This is a genomic window from Arthrobacter sp. ov118 (assembly GCF_900116495.1).
GTDB lineage: Bacteria > Actinomycetota > Actinomycetes > Actinomycetales > Micrococcaceae > Arthrobacter.
On the sequence record NZ_FPAY01000003.1, the window covers coordinates 420,828 to 441,341 of the forward strand.

Below are 20,514 nucleotides of genomic sequence, written 5' to 3' on the forward strand. Positions count from 1 at the left end.
ATTGCCCCCACCGGTCCCTTGCCTCGCAAGTCCCCACCGGTGTTTATCCGAAGCGGCCGGAGACGTAGTCCTCGGTGGCCTTCTCAGCCGGGTTGCTGAAGATAGTCGGGGTGTCGCCGTACTCGATCAGTTTGCCCGGCTTGCCGGTGCCGGCAATATTGAAGAAGGCCGTCTTGTCCGACACGCGCGCCGCCTGCTGCATGTTGTGGGTCACGATCACCACCGTGTACTGGTCCTTGAGCTCATTGATGAGGTCCTCAATGGCCAGCGTCGAAATCGGGTCCAGGGCTGAGCAGGGCTCGTCCATGAGGATCACCTGGGGTTCCACGGCAATCGCCCGGGCAATGCACAGGCGCTGCTGCTGACCGCCGGACAGGCCGGATCCAGGCTTGGCGAGCCGGTCCTTGACCTCGTTCCACAGGTTCGCCCCCTGCAGGGAACGCTCCACCAGCACATCGGCCTCGCCCTTGGAGATCTTATGGTTGTTCAGCTTCACGCCGGCCAGCACGTTGTCCCGGATGGACATGGTGGGGAACGGGTTGGGCCGCTGGAACACCATGCCGATCTGGGCACGGACCGTGACCGGGTCGACGCCGGGGCCGTACAGGTTATCCCCGTCCAGCAGCACCTCACCTTCAACGCGGGCCCCGGGAATGACCTCGTGCATGCGGTTCAGGGTGCGCAGGAAGGTGGACTTGCCGCAGCCCGACGGGCCGATGAAGGCCGTGACGGACTTGGCGTCGATGTTAATGTTGACGCCCTCGACGGCCAGGAATTTGCTGTAGTAGACGTTCAGGTCCTTGACGTCGATGCGCTTAGACATGGTGTTCCTTCACTTGCTGGAGGTATAAACGGCGGACGCGGGGCTGGGCCTAGCGGCCGGTCTTGGGGGAGAAGATGCGGGCAATCAGGCGTGCGCCGAGATTGAGCAGCATCACCAGGATGATAAGCACCAGGGCCGCGCCCCAGGCCCGCACGGAGGACGGGTCCGGGTTGGACGGCGAGGTGGGGTTCAGGATCTGGGTGTAGATGAACGTGGGCAGCGAGGCCATCCAGCCGCTGAACACGTTGGTGTTGATGGTGGTCGCGAACCCGGCAGTGACCAGAATCGGCGCGGTTTCGCCGATCACGCGGGCGATCGCGAGGGTGATCCCGGACGCGATGCCGGAGATCGCCGTCGGAAGGACCACCTTGAGGATGGTGCGCCATTTGCGGACGCCCAGGGCGTAGGCCGCCTCGCGGAGTTCGTTGGGCACGATCTTGAGCATTTCCTCGCTGGAGCGGACCACCACAGGGATCATCAGCACGGACAATGCGACGGCGGCAACGGCGCCTGTCTTGGTGCCCGGCCCGACCACCGCGAAGAAGGCTGCCGCGGCGAACAGACCCGCGACAATGGACGGGATGCCGGTCATGACGTCCACGAAGAAGGTGATGGCACGGGCCAGCGGGCGGTCTTCGCCGTATTCGACGAGGTAGATCGCGGTGAGCAGGCCCACCGGGACGGAGATGATGGTCGCGAGCACCGTGATCAGCAGGGTGCCCATGAACGCGTGGTAGATGCCGCCCACTAACGGGGCGCCTTCCTCGACAGTCTTGTTGTCAAAGGCACCGGTGACGCCGTTCATGGAGGTGCTGAGGAAGCCGGGATCCAGGAGCCCGGGGATCCCGTTCACCAACACAGTCCAGATCACTGAAAACAGGGGCAGCAGGGCAACCAGGAACGAGCCCACAACCAGGCAGGTGGCCAGTTTGTCCTTGGCCTTGCGGGAGCCTTCCACCACGAGGCTCCAGCCCACCAGTCCGGCGGCGAAGAGGATGGCGGAGACGATTCCCCAGCCGAAGGCGTTGAAGCCGATCAGCGCCAGGATGGCGGCGCCGAGGACCAGGGCAACGGCCAGGACGATATAGGGAGCGGCCTTGGGCAACTGCCCTTTGGTCAGTGCCGAGCGTTTGCGTACCGGGGTCAGGGTGGAGGTCATTTAGTTGGCTCCCGAGAATTCTTTGTGCCGGGCGATGATTCCGCGGGCGATCATGTTCACGCCGAGGGTAATGACGAACAGCACCAGGCCCGCGGCGATCAGCGTGCTGACCTTCAGCCCGCTGGCCTCGGGGAAGTTCAGGGCGATTTCGGCGGCGATGGTCTGGTTGCCGGACTGGATCAGGCTGGCGGTCAGGGCACCGGAGGACAGTACCAGCGCCACGGCCATGGTCTCGCCGAGGGCGCGGCCGAGTCCCAGCATCACGGCACTGATGATTCCAGGCCGGCCGAAGGGCAACACGGTCATCCGGACCATCTCCCAGCGGGTGGCACCGAGTGCCAGCGCGGCCTCTTCATGCAACTTGGGGGTCTGCAGGAAGATCTCGCGGGTCAGGGAGGTGATGATAGGCAGGACCATGACGGCGAGCACGATGCCGGCCGTCAGGATGGTTTTGCCAGTGGCGGAGGCGGGGCCTTGGAAGATCGGCAGCCAGCCCATGTTTTCGGCCAGCCAGTCGTAGGCCGGGGAGATCTCCTTGGCGAGGAACGCAACGCCCCAGGCGCCATAGATCACCGAAGGGATAGCGGCCAGCAGGTCAACCACGTAGCCGAGGCCGGAGGCGAGCTTTCGCGGGGCATAGTGCGAAATGAACAGCGCCACACCGATGGCGATCGGCGTGGCAATCACCAGGGCGATCACAGATGCAATGAGGGTGCCGATGACGAGCGGCCAGATGTAGGTGAAGAATCCTTCGCCGCCCTGGATCTTGTCCGCCGGAGCAACCAGGGCCGGGAACGCCTGGATGGCCAGGAACAGTGCCACGCCGAAGAGCACGGCGAGGATCAGACACCCTGCTGCCAAGGTGGCGGCGGAAAAGACTTTGTCACCGGCGCGGCCCGCGCCCCGGGACTTGGTCAGGGAGGTGGTGGTCACTTCACGGTCCTTCGGTTTGGATAGGGGGCCGGGGGCCGGCTGCGGAGGCCTGCGCAGCCGGTGTCCGGCAATTCTTGTTGTTCTGAACAAACGCGTCAGTTCCCTGCTCCGTGGCGCCGCCTGTGGCGTCCGTTTCGGAGCAGGGAACCTTCGTCAGGATGGTGTTTCCACTATGCCTCGCGGCGCAGGCTATCCCTAGGCCTTGGCCTTGACGGAATCGACGGCTGCCACTGCCTTGTCCTGGAGGGTCTTGGACAACGGCGCCGACTTGGCGGCGTCGGCCGCGGCCTTCTGGCCCGCATCGGAGGCGGCGTACTTGACGAAGGCCTTGACCAGGTCAGCTGTGGCCTGCGTGTCGTAGGTGGTGCAAACGATGTGGTAGGAAACCAGGACGATCGGGTAGGCGCCCGCGGCCGTGGTGGTGCGGTCCAGCTTGATGGCGAGGTCGTTGGCGTTGCGGCCCTCAACCGGCTTCCCGGCGTCGACTGCCTTGGCAGCCGCGTCGGCGGAAATCTTCGTGAAGGAGTCGCCGACCTTGATCTGGGCCGTGCCGAGCTTGCCGCTGACCGCGGAGTCGTCGGCGTAGGTCACGGCACCGGGGGTGTCGGTGACGGTCTTGACGACGCCGGAAGTGCCCTTGGCGTTCTCGCCCTTCAGGCTGGCGGGCCAGACGCCGGCAGCCTTGTCGGTCCAAACCTCGGGGGCGACGGCGGCCAGGTAGTCGGTGAAGTTCGTGGTGGTGCCGGAGTCATCCGAGCGGTTCACGGGGGTGACCTTGAGGTCGGGCAGCGTGACGCCCGGGTTCAGGGCCGCGATGGCGGGGTCGTTCCAGTTGGCGATCTGGCCACGGAAGATCTTGGCAACTGTGGCGGCGTCGAGCTTCAGGTCCATGATGCCGGGCACGTTGAAGGCCACGGCGATCGGGGAAATGTAGACCGGGATGTCGATGGCACCGTCGGGACCACACTTGTCCTTGGAGCTGGCGAGTTCCTCGTCCTTGAGATAGGCGTCAGAGCCGGCGAACTGGGCCGAGCCATCGAGGATCGCCTTGCGGCCGGCGCCGGAGCCGTCCGGGGAGTACTGCACAGTGGCGCCCTGGTTCGCGGAAGCGAAGTTGGTCTTCCAGACGTCCATGGCGGCGCCCTGGGCGGAAGAACCGATGCCGGTCAGAGTGCCGGTGACCGCGGGGCCCGAGGCGGACGGCGCGGCGGTCTGGGCGGTGTTGGTTGCGTTGTCCGAACCGCAAGCGGTCAGCGCGAGGGCGCCGGCGGCGATGACAGCGATAGCCGCGTTGCGGCCGAAGCGGAGTGCCTTCACTTTGATGTACCCCTTCCAGGGCTTTGCGTGCATGGCCGGAGAGGACCAGCAAGGATGCGTACGGTTTGTACCTTTACCGAAGGTAGGTGCCCCAGATGAAGACAATGGCGGTCCAAAGTGAACAGCCGGTTAACGACGCCGGGCCAATGGCTTACATCTGCCGGCGGGCCATTGTGTTCTCTGAGTCACAGTCGTATCGGCCATGTCGGCGCTTGGGCAGCAAATAGACTGGAGGGCATGGCCGCCGTGACTGGACTTTCCGCAAGCGCACGATTCCTGCGCGGCCGGTTCCGCACCGGCATGGTCCGGAGCCGGAACTCCCTGGTCCCGGCCATCCAGATGACCGCTTGCGCCGTCAGCGCCTACGCCTTCGCCGAATACGTCCTGGGCCACAGCGGTCCTTTGTTTGCGGCCACGTCCTCCCTGATTGCCCTCGGCTTTTCCCGCGACCCCAGGCTGCGCCGCGTCATCGAGGTGGGCCTGGGCTGCACGATCGGCATCGTGGTCGGGGATCTGCTGCTGCACTGGCTGGGCTCGGGAATCTGGCAGGCCGCCGTCGTGCTGCTGTTTTCCATCCTGCTGGCCCGGTTCCTGGACAGCGGGACCATCTTCACCACCCAGCTGGGCCTGCAGTCGGTGCTCGTCGTGCTCCTGCCGGCGCCGGCCGGGGGGCCGTTCACCCGCAGCATCGACGCCGTCGTGGGCGGGGTGTTCGCGCTGCTGGTGACCATCCTGGTTCCCAAGGACCCCCGCCGTGAGCCCCGCAACGACGTCAGGAAGCTCCTGCACGAGCTCGCCGAGGTGCTGCGCGAATGCGCCTCGGCGCTGAGCTACAGCGATTCCACCCAGGCCTGGCATGCGCTTATCCGCGGGCGGAACTGCCAGCCCCTCGTGGACGCCATGCGCCAGTCCCTGCGGGCCTCCGGGGAAGTGGCCACCCTGGCTCCCGCCTACCGCCGGCACCGGGACGAGCTGGACCAGATGGAGCAGTCGCTGGACTATCTCGACCTCGCGCTGCGAAACAGCCGGGTCTTTGCCCGCCGCCTGACCAGCGCCATCAACCATGCGGCGCTCTCGGACGAGGCCACGGAGAACATCGCAGACGTCCTGCAGGAGACGGCGGCCGCCGTCGATGAGCTGTCGCTAGGCCTGGCGGAGGTGCACGACGGCGTTCGTCGCGCCCATCTGCGGACGGCGCGGTCCGAGCTGCGCGAGATCGCCGGCCGCCTGCATCCGCGGATGCTGGACGTGCGGCTGCTCGAGGGCGAAACGGTGGTCATGCTCTTCCGTCCGCTCATGGTGGACCTGCTCGAGGCGGCCGGCGTGGATTCTAAGGAAGCCCGGGACATTCTTCCCCCGCTGCAGGCATAGGCCGCTCCGGGGGTTGCCTCTGGGCCCTTGATTGTCCGTGGTCCCCGATACTGTTGACCAATGGCTACGAAGACTTCCCGGGGGCCGAAGGCGCCCGGCTACAAATGCGCCGAATGCGGCTGGACGACGGCTAAGTGGGTGGGCCGCTGCGGCGAGTGCCAGGCATGGGGCACCGTGGAGGAGACCGGCACCGCCGTCGCCCGGACGACGGCGGCCACCACCGTCCTTGAACCCGCCCGCCCGATCGCCGACGTCGACGCCACGACGGCGGCGTTCCTGCCCACCGGCGTGGACGAACTGGACCGCGTGCTCGGCGGCGGCCTGGTGCCGGGCGCCGTCATCCTCCTCGCGGGCGAGCCCGGCGTGGGCAAGTCCACGCTGCTGCTGGACGTCGCGGCCAAGTTCGCCCGCACGGCCCAGGACGTCTTGTACATCACCGGCGAGGAATCAGCGGCCCAAGTCAAACTCCGCGCTGACCGGATCGACGCCGTCGCCGAATCCCTGTACCTGTCTGCCGAAACGGACCTCGGACAGGCGCTGGGGCAGGTTGAGAAGCTTGAACCGCGACTGCTGGTGGTGGACTCCGTCCAGACCCTGAGCAGCGCCGACGTCGAGGGCAGCGCCGGCGGTGTGTCCCAGGTGCGCGAGGTTGCGGCGTCCCTGATCGCCGCGGCCAAGCGCCGCAACATGACCACGCTGCTGGTGGGGCACGTGACCAAGGACGGCTCCATCGCCGGGCCCCGCCTGCTGGAACACCTCGTGGATGTGGTGTGCCAGTTCGAGGGCGAACGGCATTCGCGGCTGCGGCTGCTGCGCGCCGTGAAGAACCGCTATGGACCCACCGATGACGTCGGCTGTTTCGACCTGAACGAGGACGGCATCACCGGCTTGGCCGATCCCAGCGGCCTGTTCGTCTCGCGGACCAAGGATCCGGTCTCCGGGACCTGCATCACGGTGACGCTGGAGGGTCGGCGGCCGCTGCTGGCCGAGGTCCAGGCGCTGCTTGCCGAGAGCGCCAGCTCGCAGCCCCGCCGCGCCACCAGCGGGCTGGACAGCTCACGCGTGGCGATGTTGCTGGCGGTGCTGCAGCAGCGCGCCGGCTGCCTGCTGAACAAGGACGACTCGTATGTGGCGACCGTCGGCGGCGTCAAGCTCAGCGAACCCGCCACGGACCTCGCCGTGGCCCTGGCTGTGGCCTCCGCGAAGGCCAGGAAGCCGCTCCCCCAGCGGCTGATTGCCTTTGGTGAGGTGGGCCTGGCGGGCGAAGTCCGTCCCGTGCCCGGCATCAACCAGCGCATCCACGAGGCCCACCGGCTCGGCTTCACCCATGCGGTGGTACCGGCCAGCGTCAACGGGCACGGTCCGGTTCCCGCGGGGTTCTCGGTAAAGGAAGTCAGCCACCTGGCCGAGGCCCTGGGGCTGCTGATCGGCTGACGCCTGCCGGGCAACGCGGGGCCATGGACAATCGTGCGCTCCATCCCAGTTGCTGCCGCCCCCGCCCCTGCTCAACCCCGGGTTTCCGGGGCTTGCCGGCACCGCACTGCCCTAGACGCGCGGGCAACCGGGAAGGAGCGTCTGCCGGGGTGCGGTGGGATCGATCTCCGAAGGAAATGCCTTGCCAATGATACCCCCCGGGGGTATGTTGGGAAAAGACTGGCCCTACTTCCGAGGAGCGCGTCATCATGGATCACCAGCACATCGGACCGGCTGCCCGACCGGCCGGCCAGACCGCCCGCGCCGGACAGCACGGGCACGAGGTCGGCGGCAGCGGGCACACATCAAAGGGGACCCCCACCCCGGCTGTGGCAGGCCCCGCCGACGACGACCACGCGGTGCACAGCCACGGCCAGCATGCCGGGCACAGTGTCGCAATGTTCCGGGACAGGTTCTGGCTGACGCTGGGTCTGGCCGTTCCGGTGGTCTTCTTCAGCCCGATGTTCGCGGATCTTCTCGGCTACGAACCTCCCGCGTTCCCGGGCGCGGCCTGGATTCCGCCCACGCTCGGCACGGCGATCTTCCTTTACGGCGGCCAGCCGTTCCTCAAGGGCGGGCTTAACGAACTGCGAACGCGCCAACCGGGAATGATGCTGCTGATTGCCATGGCCATCAGCGTCGCCTTCATCGCCTCGTGGGTGACCACCCTGGGCCTCGGCGGCTTCGACCTCGACTTCTGGTGGGAGCTGGCACTGCTGGTACCCATTATGCTGCTGGGCCACTGGCTCGAGATGCGCGCCCTCGGCTCGGCCCGAGGCGCACTGGACGCCCTGGCGGCACTGCTGCCTGATACGGCCGAACGCGTCACCGTCACCGGAACGGAGACCGTCGGTGTCGCCGAGCTCCGCGCCGGAGACACCATCCTGGTGCGCCCGGGCGGCCGCATGCCGGCCGACGGGACAGTCAGCGACGGCCAGGCCGAATTCGACGAATCGATGATCACCGGCGAATCAAAGACCGTCCCGCGAGCGCCCGGTGATCCGGTGGTGGCCGGCACCATCGCCACGGACAACGCCGTGCGGGTCCGGGTTTCGGCCGTCGGCGAAGACACCGCCCTGGCCGGCATCCAGCGCCTCGTGGCCGAGGCGCAGGCATCATCCTCCCGGGCCCAGGCCCTCGCCGACAGGGCCGCGGCGTTCCTCTTCTACTTTGCCGCCGGCACCGGTGTACTGACCTTCATCTTCTGGACCCTGGCGGGCAGCGTCACCGACGCCGTGACCCGCACCGTGACTGTCCTGGTGATCGCCTGCCCCCATGCCCTGGGCCTTGCCATCCCGCTCGTCATCGCCATCTCCACCGAGCGGGCGGCCCGCGCGGGCGTACTGATCAAGAACCGCATGGCGCTGGAGCGCATGCGGACAGTCGACGTCGTGCTGTTCGACAAGACCGGGACCCTGACCAGGGGCGAGCCGGAGGTGAAGGAGGTCACCGCCGCAGGCACGGACACAGCCGCCGGCCAGGACGCCGCGCAGAATACAGTACTCGCCCTCGCCGCCGCCGTGGAGGCCGACAGCGAGCATCCGCTGGCCCGTTCGATCGTTGCCGCCGCCCGGGTACGGGGTCTGGCTGTCCCGACGGCGGAGCGATTCGCCTCGCTGACCGGCCGGGGTGTCCGCGCCACTGTCGACGGTCGGACGGTCCAGGTGGGCGGCCCGGCCCTGCTCCGGGAGCTGGGCTTGACGGTCCCACCGGACATGGCCGCTGTCACCGGGGCCTGGCTGGAGCGCGGCGCCGCGGTACTCCACGTGGTGGATGACGGCATGGTCCTGGGTGCGGTCAGCCTCGAGGACGCGGTGCGGCCCGAGTCCCGCCAGGCCGTCCGGTCCCTCCAGGCACGCGGCATCAAGGTGGCCATGATCACCGGCGACGCCCGGCAGGTCGCGCATGCAGTCGCTACGGAACTCGCCATCGATGAAGTGTTCGCCGAGGTCCTCCCGGCGGACAAGGACAAGAAGGTGGCGGAACTGCAGGCCCGAGGGCTGCAAGTGGCCATGGTGGGCGACGGCGTCAACGACTCCCCTGCGCTGGCCCGGGCGGAGGTGGGGATCGCGATTGGCGGCGGCACGGATGTGGCAGTGGAATCCGCCGGAGTGGTCCTGGCCGGCAATGATCCCCGGGCCGTGCTGTCGATGCTGGATCTGTCGAAGGCGAGCTACCGGAAGATGTGGCAGAACCTCGTATGGGCCACCGGCTACAACATCATCTCGGTACCGCTGGCGGCCGGAGTCCTCGCCTTCGCGGGGATCGTCCTCTCCCCCGCCGCGGGCGCCGTGATGATGTCGGCGTCGACCATTGTGGTTGCCCTGAACGCCCAGTTGCTGCGCCGGCTCAAGCTCAACCCGGCCGCCGTCGGCTGACCGCAAGGAGGCCCCATGCCGGAAACCAACCGCCGCGATTCATCCTTCGGGAGATCCTATGCCCGCGTAGGCCCGCGGATGGACGCCCGCGGGGCAGCAGAGCACCGCCGCCGGCTGGTGGCAGCGGCGCGTGGTGTCGTCATCGAAATCGGGGCAGGCTACGGGGCCACCTTCCCGTTCTACCCGTCCGCCGTGTCCGGTGTGCTGGCCCTCGAACCGGACCCCACGCTCCGGGCGCTGGCCCTCGCCGCCGCCAGCAGGGCACCGGTGCCAGTCACCGTGAAAGACGGCGTGGCGGAAGCGCTGCCGGCTGCGGACGCCTCGGCCGACGTCGTCGTCTCCAGCTTGGTGCTGTGCAGCGTGGCGGACCAGTCCGTCGCCCTGGCGGAGGTGGTCCGGGTCCTGCGCCCCGGCGGCCTGCTGTTGTTTTATGAACACGTCCGCTCCGCACACCGCGTGCTGGGGGCCGCCGAGGACCTGGTCACACCGCTGTGGAGCCGGGTGGCAGGTGGGTGCCACCCGAACCGTGACACCGCCGCCATGATTGCCGGGGCCGGCCTAACCGTGCAGGGCCTCGATCGCTTCGGATTTTCGGTCCTGCCCGGCAACCCGCGGCTGGCCCACGTTCTGGGCGTGGCCAGCAAGACCTGAGCGCGCGCCCCACCGCGCGCACGCCGCCCGGGGGCACGACGCTCCTGCCCGGTTACCGCGGTTCGCCGGACTTCCACGGGGCGGGTTCCCGGGGGTTATCCGCCGCTAGGGGCGCTCACGGGCAAAGTAACTGGGCGGGAGCGTCGGACTCCGCCGGGAAAGGCACGGCAAAGGGCGCCTGCCGCGATGGCAGACGCCCCTTCAACGAGTTCAAACCGGCTTGAACCGCGGTGCTTAGGCCTTCTTGGGCGGCAACGCCAGCTTGAAGACCTTGGCCCAGGTGGAGCCGACCTGCTTCAGCAGCGGCCCGGTGGTGTACGGCAATCCATAGCGCTTGCAGATTTCCCGCACCTTGGGAGCCACTTCGGCGTAGCGGTTGGACGGAAGGTCCGGGAAGAGGTGGTGCTCGATCTGGTGCGAGAGGTTGCCGCTCATCAGGTGCATGAACTTGGACCCGGAGATGTTGGCCGATCCGATCATCTGCCGGACATACCAGTCGCCGCGGGTTTCGCCTTCGACCATTTCTTCGGTGAAGGTGTCGGTGCCGTCGGGGAAATGCCCGCAGAAGATAATCGCATGCGCCCAGACGTTCCGGATCGCGTTGGCGGCCAAGGTGCCATACAGCGCCTGCTTGCCCGAACCGGTCAACATGGCGACGGCGGGTGTGGCGGCATAGTCCTTGGTGAACTGCTTCAGGGCCTTGAGCCCCAGCGCCTTCAAGTCCCGGGTCATGGCCTCTTTGCTCTTCTTGCCTTCTTGGTAGTCAGGCAACTCAAGATCGTAGAGCGCGATGCCCCATTCGAAGACCGGCGCCAACAAGGCGTTGTAGAGCGGGTTGCCCAGGTTGAACGGCTTCCACTCCTGCTGGGGATCCATCCGCAGCAGGTTGTACCCGATGTCGTTGTCCTTGCCCACGACGTTCGTCCAGCGGTGGTGCAGGTCGTTGTGGGTGTGCTGCCAGGATCGCGTCGGGGTGACGAAGTCCCAGTCCCAAGTGGTGGAGTGGATGTCCGGGTCCCGCATCCAGTCCCACTGTCCGTGCAGGATGTTGTGGCCCAGTTCCATGTTTTCCAAGATCTTGGCGAAGCTAAGCATCGCCGTGCCAGCGACCCAGGCTGCTTTGTGCTTGCTCACCAGCAGGGTGGCGCGGCCGGTGATCTCAAGCCCGCGCTGGACCCTGATCACCCGGCGGATGTACGCGGCGTCGCTGGCGCCGCGCTTGGCGAGGACCTCGTCCTTGATGGCGTCGAGTTCGCGGCCGAGCTCTGCGACCTGCTCGTCGGAGAGGTGCGCGGCCGCATCCGGGCGGACCAGCGGGCTGCCGGACTCCGCCAGGGCACCGGGCCGCGGCTTTGCGGCAGCGGACGCCTTGGGCCGGGCAGTGTCGCCCGTGGGAGCTTCCTCGGAAACGTCGGTCTTGTCGGAAACAATCGTCATGCGTTGGTACTCCTCAGAGGTCGAGGTTAACGGGTCCGGCGGCTGCCGAAACACACGTCTGGATTAGTTGGCCGGGCTCGCCATGGACTTCGTCCGTGCGCAGGTCACGGACCTGGCCGGCCCGGAGGGGGATGAGACAGCTGTGGCAGATGCCCATACGGCAGCCGCTGGGCATCAGGACACCGGCGTCCTCGCCGACGTCGAGAAGCGGGGTATCGCCGTCGGCTTCGACTTCCCGGTCCGACGCCTCGAACGTGACCAGGCCGCCGTCGTGCCCTTCGCCGCCGGCGAGCTTGGTGCTGAAGCGTTCGATGGTGAGGGTGGCCTCCGAGGAGGGCTCGGCGGTGGCGGTCTCGGCCTCCCACAGCGCCTCGGCATCGTCCAGGAAGCTTTCGGGGCCGCAGGCGTACGCTGCGCGCTGGCGCCAGTCCGGGCAAAGCTGTTCCAAGCCGGCAGCCGAGCTGAAGTCCAGGCGGCCTCGTTCGCCGGTGAACCAGTGGATGACGCGGAAATGGGGAAACTGGTCCGCCAGTTCGGCCAGTTCCTCACGGAAGATGGCGTCCGCCGGGGTCCGAGCGGTGTGGATGAGGACGACGTCGGAGTCCGCGCGGTGCGGGACGAGCGTGCGAATCATCGACATAACCGGCGTGATTCCGCTGCCGGCGGTCAGCATCAGGAGTGGCCGCGGGTGCTCCGGAAGGACGAAGTCGCCCTGCGGCGGCGCCAGGAAGAGCACGTCGCCGGGCTTGGTGTTCCGCACGAGGGCCGCGGACACGGCGCCCAGGTCGGTAACCGTGATGGCCGGGTCCTGACCTGCGGGGGCGCTGAGCGAATACGACCGCCAGTGCCGGACGCCGTCGAGCTCGACGCCGATTCGGGCCCACTGGCCGGCAAGGTGAGCTTGCCAGCCGCGGCCGGGACGGAAGAAAATGGTGGCGGAATCGGCCGTTTCTGGAACCACCCGGGTGACCACGCCGCGCAACTGGCGAGCGGAGTACACAGGATTGAACAGCGACAGAATGTCTTCTGGAGCTAGCGGGGTGGTCAGTAGAGATGCGGCACGCGCCAGCTTACGGAACCGGATCATTCATCAACCTTATGTCAGATTGCGCCATAGTTCTTCACCCAAGGCATACGATCGACACTATAAAACTATCCCGCCGTAACAACTCTTTGGATTTTCCATGAACGTCTCCGCAGCCCGGGAACCCGCAGTCCCCGCCCCCGCCCCCGCCCACGATCCTCCGTGGCTGGCCTTGCCGAGGGAGGTCAGCGACATGCTTCGTCCCAGGATGCCCGGAATCGTCGAGGCCATCATCGACGCCGTCCCTCAGTTGGTTCCGGCCTATGCCCGGCCGATTGAGGGAAGGTTCGGTCGCGGCCTGAGGCGGGGCGTCGCCGCGGCGCTGGACCGATTCCTGCAACTGCCCGGGACCCGGCTGCCGGCGTTGTCCGAAGAAAGCCGCGACCTGGTGGCCGGGCTGGGCAGCGGTGAGTTCCGCCAGGGCCGGAGCATGGACGCCCTGCTGAGCGCCTACCGGATGGGTGCCCGCGTGACGTTCCGGGAGATGTCCAGGGTCTCGGTGGAACACCAACTGGGCCAAGGCGTGGTGGTGGACCTGGGCGAATCGATCCTCGCCTACATCGACGAACTGTCGGCTGTGAGCGCCGAGGCCTATGCCTTCGAACAGTCCGAACGCGCCGGGGCAGTCGACCGGCGGCGCACCGAACTGCTCGACCTGCTCCTGCTCGGCCAGGCCGACGAGGCGGCCCTCCGCCACACCGCGGCGATGGCCGACTGGTCGCTGCCGGCGCGCATGGCCGTGGTGACGCTGCCGCTGGACCGGGCTGCCGGCCTGCGGCTGCGGCTCGGCCAGGGCGCCCTGGTGATCGAGCGGGAGACCGACGTCGTGGCCCTGATGCCGGCACGCAAGTCCCGCTCCGCCCGGGAGGAGCTGGGCCGCGCCCTGAAGGGGCGCGGCGCTTCCGTGGGGCCGTCCGGCGGCTGGGAGAGGATTCCGGATTCGCTGCGGCTGGCAGTGCTGGCAGCGGCAGCGCTGCCTCCGCGCGAAGGACCGGACGATCCCCCGATCTGGGCCGACGAGCATCTGGCGCAGGTGATTCTCGGGGCCGAACCGTCAGCGATCACAGAATTGGCCAACCGGCGGCTGGCGCCGCTGGAGGGGCTCCGGCCGGCGCAGCGGGAACGCCTCGCCGAAACCCTGCTCTCCTGGCTGCGCCACTGGGGCCAGCGGGCCCCGGTGGCCGCCGAACTCGGGATCCACCCGCAGACCGTGGGTTACCGGACCGCACAGCTGCGCGAGCTCTTCGGCGATGACTTGGAGGATCCCACTGCCCGCTTCGAACTGGAGCTGGCCCTGCACGCCGGCCGGCGGTAGACCGAGGCGCAACGGCGGCGGTCAGCGGGAGCCCGGCAGACGACGTCGGCGGCTAGCCGACGAGTGCCTGCCGGCTGTGGCGCCGCAACTCCAGGTCGTGCATGACGAGCGCGGCCAGATCCTCCAGCGCGGAAATGTCCCCGGCGCTGAATTTGCGCGGTTCACGGTCCAGGATGCAGAAGGTGCCCAGGTTGTAGCCGTCCGGGGTGCGCAAAGGCACCCCGGCATAAAATTTCAGGCCGAACTCGCCGGCCACGAGCGGGTTGGCCAGTGTCCGGGGATCGACGGCGGCGTCCTCGACGATCCAGGCATCGTCCTGCAGGATGGCGGAGGCGCACAACCCGGGGTCGCGGTCGATCTCCGTGACGTCCGTGCCGTAGTGCGCCTTGAACCAGATGCGGTCATGGTCCACCACGCTGACGATCGCCACGGGCACCGAGAACAGGCGTGCGGCCAGGGCTGCGATGCGGTCGAAGACGCCGTCTTTCGGGGTGTCCAGGATCTCGTAGCGCTCAACTGCCCGCATGCGCCCTTCCTCATCGGTCAGCAGCGTTGCCGCGTCGCGGCGGTGGCGCCCGGCGCCGTTGATGACTTCCTGGCGCAGGGCCAGGGACACTTCGCGGGCCGGCGGGCGGGCCGCGGGGTCCCTGTCCAGCATGGAGGACAGCAGTGCCACCCACATGGGCGCGAGTCCGTCGGGGATGTCCGGGTCCTGCAGCAGCCGGGCAAGGGCGGACTGGATGGGTGCGCCGGGGTAGGCCATCTTCCCGGTCAGCCCTTCCAGCAGGACCAGTCCCAGTGAGTAGACGTCGCTGGCGGGGCCGGCGGGTTCGCCGGCGGCCTGTTCGGGGCTGAGGTAGGCGGGGGTGCCGGAGCTGTCGTCGGAGGCGCCGTGGTGGTCTTTGCGGATGGTGATGGCCACGCCGAAGTCGCTGAGTTTGGCGCGCGGTCGCGGGTGCTCGGCGCTGTAGTCCACGAGCAGGACGTTGGCCGGCTTGACGTCGCGGTGAATGATCCCGTGGCGGTGGATGTGTGCCAGGCCGTCGGCGAGATCGTGGCCGATCAGCGCCATGTGGGCGGCCAATAGCGGGCCCTCGGCGAAGCGGCGGCGGAGGTCCGGGCCGCGGACGAGTTCCATTACCAGGTAACTGAGGGTGCGGTCCGGGTCGGTGGTGTCCGCGCCGGCGTCGAACAGCGTGATCAGGGCGTGATGGGCCATGCCTGCGAGGATCCGCACTTCGTCGCTTTGCCGGCGCGTCCGTTCTTCGTCCACAGCGCCGTCGCGGAAGAGCTTCACTGCCACTTCGCGTCCCAGCGTCTCGTCGGTGGCCCGGTAGACGCTGGACTGGCTGCCGCGGCCAATGAGTTCTTCGACCCGGTAGCGCCCGCTGAGGAGGTGCCCGGGTTCCATGGTTGTTGTCAAAAGGCTACGTGGTCCCTTGGATGGGGCCCGCCGATGGGATCGGGCGGATCGGTCCGAAGCCGGATAGCTGAACCCGGCGCCCGCAGAAAAAGCAAGCCTACTTATGATAACGCGGAAACCGGAACCGGCAAGCCCTATCCCCGGCCCTAACCGGGCTTTCCGGCCGGGCTGCCCGCCCTATTTGGCGGGGTTGTGGGTGCCGATCGGTACCAGCGTCAGATCCGGGTGGTTCTTTTCGATCCGGCGCAGCGCCCAGACGTCGTTGAACAGGGCCAGGTACTCCCCGTCGGACCTCAGCAGCACCTCGGCGCCGGGCACGTTGGCCAGCGCCGGCATGGCATCCGCCGTCGAGATCCTGGCAAGGGAGTACGGCAGCCGTTCCAGCCGCATGGGTGCGCTGAAGTCGTGCGCCATCCGGTCTTCGACCACCTCGAACTGCATGGGGCCGACGGCGGCAAGAACGGGCGCCTGGTCACCGCGGATGTCGGAGCGGAGCACCTGGATGACACCTTCATGCTCGAGTTGTTCGATGCCGCGGCGGAACTGCTTGAACCGGCTGGGGTCCTTGGAGCGCGCCACCTGGAAGTGTTCCGGCGCGAACAGCGGGATGGCGGGAAACTCCACCGGGTGGTCAAGGAACAGGCTGTCGCCGACCCGCAGCGAGGACGCGTTCACCAGGCCCACGACGTCACCGGGGAAAGCCTCGTCAATGACCTCGCGTTCGCGCCCGAACACCTGCTGGGCGTACTTGGTGGCGAACGACTTCCCCGTCCGGCCCTGCGTCACCACCATGCCGCGTTCGAACACGCCGGAGCAGACGCGGATGAAGGCGACGTGGTCGCGGTGGGCCTTGTTCATGCCGGCCTGGACCTTGAAGACGAACCCGGCGAAGGGCGCGTCGACGGGACGGGCGGCGCCGTCGACGTCGGGACGCGGGGCAGCGGGCGGGGCGAAGTCGACCAGGGCGTCGAGGATTTCCTTCACGCCGAAGTTCAATGCGGCCGAGCTGAAGAGGATCGGGGTCGCCTTGCCTGCGTGGAAGGCCCCGACGTCGAACGCGAGGTTGGATTCAATCACGAGCCCGGCTTCGTCGACAGCATTGGACCAGTCGTCACCCTGGCTGGCGGCGGCCTCTTCGGGGGTGAAGTACTCGGTGAGGGCGATGTTGGCGCCGGCGTTATTGCGTTTGAACTGCGCGAAACGGTCATTGCGCAGGTCCCAGACGCCGCGGAAGTCGCCGGAGATGCCCACGGCCCAGGTCAGCGGCATGGGCTGCAGCCCGGTGCGCTCGGTGATTTCGTCCATAAGGGCCAGTGCGTCCAGGCCCGGGCGGTCCCACTTGTTGATCACGGTGATGATGGGCAGATTGCGCTGCTTGCAGACCTCGAAGAGCTTCATGGTCTGGGTCTCCAGGCCCTTCGCGGCGTCCACCAGCATCACGGCGCAGTCCACGGCCGCCAGCACACGGTAGGTGTCCTCCGAGAAGTCCGCGTGGCCCGGGGTATCCAGGAGGTTGATCACGGTATCCCGGTAGGCGAACTGCAGCGCGGCGGAGCTGATGGAGATGCCACGGTCCTTTTCCATCTGCATCCAGTCCGAGACCGTCTCCTTGCGGTTGGCCTTGCCGCTAGAGGCGCCGGCAGTGCCGATCACCTTTGCATGCAGCGCCAGGGCCTCGGTCAGGGTGGATTTGCCGGCGTCGGGGTGCGAAATGACAGCGAATGTCCGACGCCGGGCCGCCTGCTTGTGAATCTCCTGGACTCGGGCGGGGCTAAGGACTTCTTGAGACACGATGCTACTTTCGCTGCGGCTGTGGACGGGGTCACGGCGCGGAGAGCCCGCGGTACACCCAAGGATCCAGTTTATCTCAGGCGGCTGAACCCGCGCGAAGCGGCCGCCCGGCGCCCGCGAGGCAGCCTGAATTATCGGGCGGCAGAATCCCCAAAATGCCGCCGCGGACCTCACCGCCTGCGGCCACTCCGGATGCGCCCGGCGGCACGTCGCAATGGGCCACTTTAGGGCTTGTCTGTGCGGAAGTGGCCCCGCTTTACCTCTATCATTGGGGGAGCGGGGAACTGAGTACTTTTGATCCTGCCGGTAGACCCTCGAAACCGGCGTACCTGCAGGTTCTTGCCTGCACCTTTGAAGGGAAATCTATGGCTCGGAGCCCTGAAGATGCACTCAAGGCCACTCTGGCCAGGGTGGCACCGGGCACCGCCCTCCGCGACGGCCTGGAACGCATCCTGCGGGGACGCACCGGCGCGCTGATCGTTCTGGGCATCGACCGGACTATCGAGTCCATCTGTTCGGGCGGCTTCGAGATCGGCATCGATTTCTCCCCCACCCGGTTGCGCGAACTGGCCAAGATGGACGGCGCCATTGTCTGCGACAAGGATGCCAGCAACATCCTGCGCGCGGCGGTCCAGCTCGTTCCGGACTCGAGCATCGAAACGCAGGAATCGGGCACCCGGCACCGGACCGCGGAACGCGTGGCAATCCAGACGGGCGTCCCGGTCATTTCGGTCAGCCAGTCGATGCAGATCATCGCGCTGTACGTGAACGGCCTGCGCCACGTCCTGGAGGGCTCCGAGAAGGTCCTGGCCCGTGCCAACCAGGCCCTGGCGACCCTGGAACGTTACCGCTCGCGCCTGGATCAGGTGACCAGTTCGCTCTCGGCACTGGAAATCGAAGCCATGGTGACGGTCCGCGACGTCGCGGTGACGCTTCAGCGCCAGGAAATGGTCCGCCGGATCTCCGAAGAAATCTCCCAGTACGTCCTGGAACTGGGCGAGGACGGCCGTCTGCTGTCGCTGCAGCTCGACGAACTCACTGTGGGCCGCGGCCCGGGCAGCGACGTGATCATCCGTGACTACTCCGGGGCGGATGCATCCGCGAAGGACATCGACAACGCGGTCAAGGCCCTCGTCGGCCTGGGTCCCACCGAGCTGATTGATCTGGGCAAGATCGCCGGGATCGTCGGGTTCGCCGGCGGAGAGGCCAACCTCGACGCCGTCGTGCAGCCGCGCGGTTACCGCCTGTTGTCCGGCCTCAAGGCCGTGCCGCGGGCCGTCGCTGACCGCCTCGTAGACCACTTTGGCGGCCTGCAGTTCCTGATGGCGGCAACGATCGATGACCTTATGACCGTGGACGGGATCGGTGACCAGCGCGCCAGGACCGTCAGGGAGGGCCTGAGCCGCATGGCCGAAGCCAGCCTCCTGGACCGCTTCCTCTAACCCTTTCCCCTGACCACCGATTAGTTGAGCTGGAACACGGCCTTGGTGCTGGTCTTGTTCGCCAGCCTGGCTGTGAAGACGTAGTAGGCGCCGCCGGCTCCGGGCGCGGCCTCAACGGACTGGCAGCCCTGCACCGTGCGGTTGCGCTGCCACGGGAAGTTCGCGGTCTCGCTCTTGCCCGGGGCGATGGTCTTCATCAGGTCCGTGCTCTCGGCCTGGCAGTCCTTGGAGGAGAAGATCCGGTCCGAGCCGCTGGTGATCATGTACTCCATCTGCGAGGTCCCGATGTTGACCTCGCAGGGGACCTTGTTGTTGTTGGTCACTTTGAGGGTCAGCAGCGGCTTCTCACCGGCGGCGTAGCTGTCCTTGTCGGTGGCGGCCGTGACGGTCACCAGGTTCTGCTCGCAGCCATCGTCCGATGAGGCGGTGGGGGCGGCCGACGCGGAGGTGGACTCCCCGTCCGACGCCGAGACGTTCGGCTTGCTGTCCGACGCGGCGCCGGTCCCGGACGGCTGACCGCCAGAAGGCTGAGCGCCGCTGATAGCGCTCGAGACGGCGATAAAGCCGCCAAAGACCACGGCGATGACGAGCAGCAGGACCAAGCTGGCAAGCAACCGACGGCGGCGATAGACAGGGGCGAGCGGGCGCCGGCCGGGTTTGCGCGCCGGCTGTCCTCGGCCCGAACCCGTCCGCCGCGAACTGCCCGTTCCTGAATTGCCTTGCCTGACCATTCTTCTAGCCTAGAGAACGGCGCGGGCTATGGCGGCCGACCACGCCGCGCGGCCCTCCACCATCCGGATCCGAGGTCCCGAACCGGTTGCCGGATCTATTACGCTGAATGGATCGAGACTCTAACCCCACCCCCCTCCGCGTTCGCCGCTCAACCGCCCGGGCCCGCGCCCGCCGGCCCTGCTGCAGCCGCGTCAGTTAGCGGCGCGGCTACGCCTGGCGGGCCGGAACTCCCCGCCCTGCATGCTGCCTTGGACGACTGGTTCGAGGCCAGCGCGAGGGAACTGCCATGGCGAGCGGCGGAGTGCACGCCGTGGGGTGTGCTGGTCAGCGAGGTCATGCTTCAGCAGACGCCGGTGGTCCGAGTACTTCCGGTCTGGGAGGAGTGGTTGCGCCGCTGGCCGGAGCCGTCCGACCTGGCCCGCGAGCCTGCAGGGGAAGCCGTCCGGGCCTGGGGCCGGCTGGGGTATCCGCGGCGCGCGCTGCGGCTGCACGCGGCAGCCGTCGCCATCAGGGACAGCCACGGCGGCGCCGTCCCCGCCGGCTACGCCGACCTCCTGGATCTCCCGGGCGTAGGCAGCTACACGGCCGCCGCTGTTGCTGCCTTCGCCTTTGGCGGCCGCGAAACGGTGGTGGACACCAACATTCGCCGGGTTCATGCGCGGCTGGTCTCCGGTTCGGCCTTGCCGTCGCAGGCCCTCACCGCCGCCGAAATGCGGCTGGCGGCGGCGCTGCTCCCGCGGGATCCTGATGCGTCGGTGCGTTGGAACGCCTCCGTCATGGAACTCGGTGCGCTGGTCTGCACGGCGCGGGCCCCCAAATGCGGGCAGTGCCCGGTCCGCAACTCCTGTGCCTGGCTTGCTGCCGGCGAGCCGCCGCCGACGTATACGCCGAAGGGGCAGGCCTGGCACGGTACGGACCGGCAGGTGCGCGGCACCATTATGGCTGTCCTGCGGGTAGCCGAGGAGCCCGTGGCGCCGGAGCTGTTCCACCGGGCCCCGGCGGACCTGGGGTTCGAACCGCACGGAATCGGAATCCCGCTCGCGGCCCTGCACCGGCTCAATGCGGCCCCCGAGCAGCTGGAGCGCGCGCTGGCCGGCCTGCTGGACGACGGCCTCGCGGAACTGCACCGAGGCGGCTTCCGGCTCCCCGCCTGACGGGCCCGGATTCTTTAGGATGACCGCCAGG

At 67.8% G+C, this 20,514-nt stretch carries 16 protein-coding genes; 7 read left to right on the forward strand and 9 right to left on the reverse strand.

The features are described from left to right. Positions 1–43: 43 nt before the first annotated feature. From pstB to pstS, 4 genes are all read right to left on the reverse strand, one after another. Positions 44–823: a phosphate ABC transporter ATP-binding protein PstB gene (gene pstB, locus BM372_RS09515; protein WP_090954477.1), complete on the reverse strand. Its 780-nt coding sequence runs from the start codon at positions 821–823 to the stop codon at positions 44–46. Positions 824–872: 49 nt separating this feature from the next. Next, positions 873–1,982 (reverse strand): phosphate ABC transporter permease PstA, encoded by a 1,110-nt coding sequence (gene pstA / locus BM372_RS09520; RefSeq protein ID WP_090954479.1) that lies wholly within the window; start codon positions 1,980–1,982, stop codon positions 873–875. Next, positions 1,983–2,915, reverse strand: a complete 933-nt coding sequence (pstC, locus tag BM372_RS09525) for a phosphate ABC transporter permease subunit PstC (protein ID WP_090954481.1) — start codon at positions 2,913–2,915, stop codon at positions 1,983–1,985. It abuts the gene before it with no gap. Between the two features lie 195 nt (positions 2,916–3,110). Continuing rightward, positions 3,111–4,232 (reverse strand): phosphate ABC transporter substrate-binding protein PstS, encoded by a 1,122-nt coding sequence (pstS, locus tag BM372_RS09530; protein WP_090954483.1) that lies wholly within the window; start codon positions 4,230–4,232, stop codon positions 3,111–3,113. 237 nt (positions 4,233–4,469) lie between these two features. Here pstS and BM372_RS09535 point away from each other — a divergent pair, with 237 nt between their 5' ends. From BM372_RS09535 to BM372_RS09550, 4 genes are all read left to right on the forward strand, one after another. Next, the gene (locus BM372_RS09535; RefSeq protein ID WP_090954485.1) at positions 4,470–5,603 is read left to right on the forward strand and encodes an FUSC family protein; all 1,134 of its coding nucleotides are present in this window, start codon (positions 4,470–4,472) and stop codon (positions 5,601–5,603) included. A 60-nt stretch (positions 5,604–5,663) separates the two neighbouring features. Further along, positions 5,664–7,037 carry a DNA repair protein RadA gene (gene radA, locus BM372_RS09540; RefSeq protein ID WP_090954487.1) on the forward strand — a complete coding sequence of 458 codons (1,374 nt, stop codon included), beginning with the start codon at positions 5,664–5,666 and terminating at the stop codon, positions 7,035–7,037. Between the two features lie 248 nt (positions 7,038–7,285). Then, positions 7,286–9,454, forward strand: coding sequence for a copper-translocating P-type ATPase (locus tag BM372_RS09545; RefSeq protein ID WP_256214147.1), 2,169 nt, complete (start codon positions 7,286–7,288; stop codon positions 9,452–9,454). A gap of 15 nt (positions 9,455–9,469) precedes the next feature. Further along, positions 9,470–10,105 (forward strand): class I SAM-dependent methyltransferase, encoded by a 636-nt coding sequence (locus BM372_RS09550; RefSeq protein WP_090954489.1) that lies wholly within the window; start codon positions 9,470–9,472, stop codon positions 10,103–10,105. Between the two features lie 234 nt (positions 10,106–10,339). Here BM372_RS09550 and BM372_RS09555 read toward each other — a convergent pair whose 3' ends face one another. Continuing rightward, positions 10,340–11,542, reverse strand: a complete 1,203-nt coding sequence (locus BM372_RS09555; RefSeq protein ID WP_090954491.1) for a fatty acid desaturase family protein — start codon at positions 11,540–11,542, stop codon at positions 10,340–10,342. Positions 11,543–11,555: 13 nt separating this feature from the next. After that, positions 11,556–12,629, reverse strand: coding sequence for a ferredoxin reductase (locus BM372_RS09560; RefSeq protein ID WP_090954493.1), 1,074 nt, complete (start codon positions 12,627–12,629; stop codon positions 11,556–11,558). Between the two features lie 97 nt (positions 12,630–12,726). Here BM372_RS09560 and BM372_RS09565 point away from each other — a divergent pair, with 97 nt between their 5' ends. Then, positions 12,727–13,941 carry a PucR-like N-terminal domain-containing protein gene (locus tag BM372_RS09565; protein WP_090954495.1) on the forward strand — a complete coding sequence of 405 codons (1,215 nt, stop codon included), beginning with the start codon at positions 12,727–12,729 and terminating at the stop codon, positions 13,939–13,941. A 52-nt stretch (positions 13,942–13,993) separates the two neighbouring features. On the opposite strand, the gene BM372_RS09570 is transcribed toward BM372_RS09565, so the two are convergent. Then, on the reverse strand, positions 13,994–15,352 hold the full coding sequence (locus BM372_RS09570) for a protein kinase domain-containing protein (protein ID WP_090954497.1): 1,359 nt from the start codon (positions 15,350–15,352) through the stop codon (positions 13,994–13,996). 189 nt (positions 15,353–15,541) lie between these two features. Beyond that, positions 15,542–17,155 (reverse strand): peptide chain release factor 3, encoded by a 1,614-nt coding sequence (locus BM372_RS09575; protein ID WP_090954500.1) that lies wholly within the window; start codon positions 17,153–17,155, stop codon positions 15,542–15,544. Positions 17,156–17,520: 365 nt separating this feature from the next. Between BM372_RS09575 and disA the strand changes: the two genes are divergently transcribed. Beyond that, positions 17,521–18,597: a DNA integrity scanning diadenylate cyclase DisA gene (disA, locus tag BM372_RS09580; protein ID WP_090954502.1), complete on the forward strand. Its 1,077-nt coding sequence runs from the start codon at positions 17,521–17,523 to the stop codon at positions 18,595–18,597. A 20-nt stretch (positions 18,598–18,617) separates the two neighbouring features. Here disA and BM372_RS09585 read toward each other — a convergent pair whose 3' ends face one another. Then, positions 18,618–19,199 (reverse strand): hypothetical protein, encoded by a 582-nt coding sequence (locus BM372_RS09585; protein WP_090954595.1) that lies wholly within the window; start codon positions 19,197–19,199, stop codon positions 18,618–18,620. Between the two features lie 447 nt (positions 19,200–19,646). On the opposite strand from BM372_RS09585, the gene BM372_RS09590 reads away from it, so the two are divergent. After that, entirely contained in the window at positions 19,647–20,483 is an 837-nt protein-coding gene (locus BM372_RS09590; RefSeq protein WP_371261719.1) for an HhH-GPD family protein, read from the forward strand. Positions 20,484–20,514: the final 31 nt, after the last annotated feature.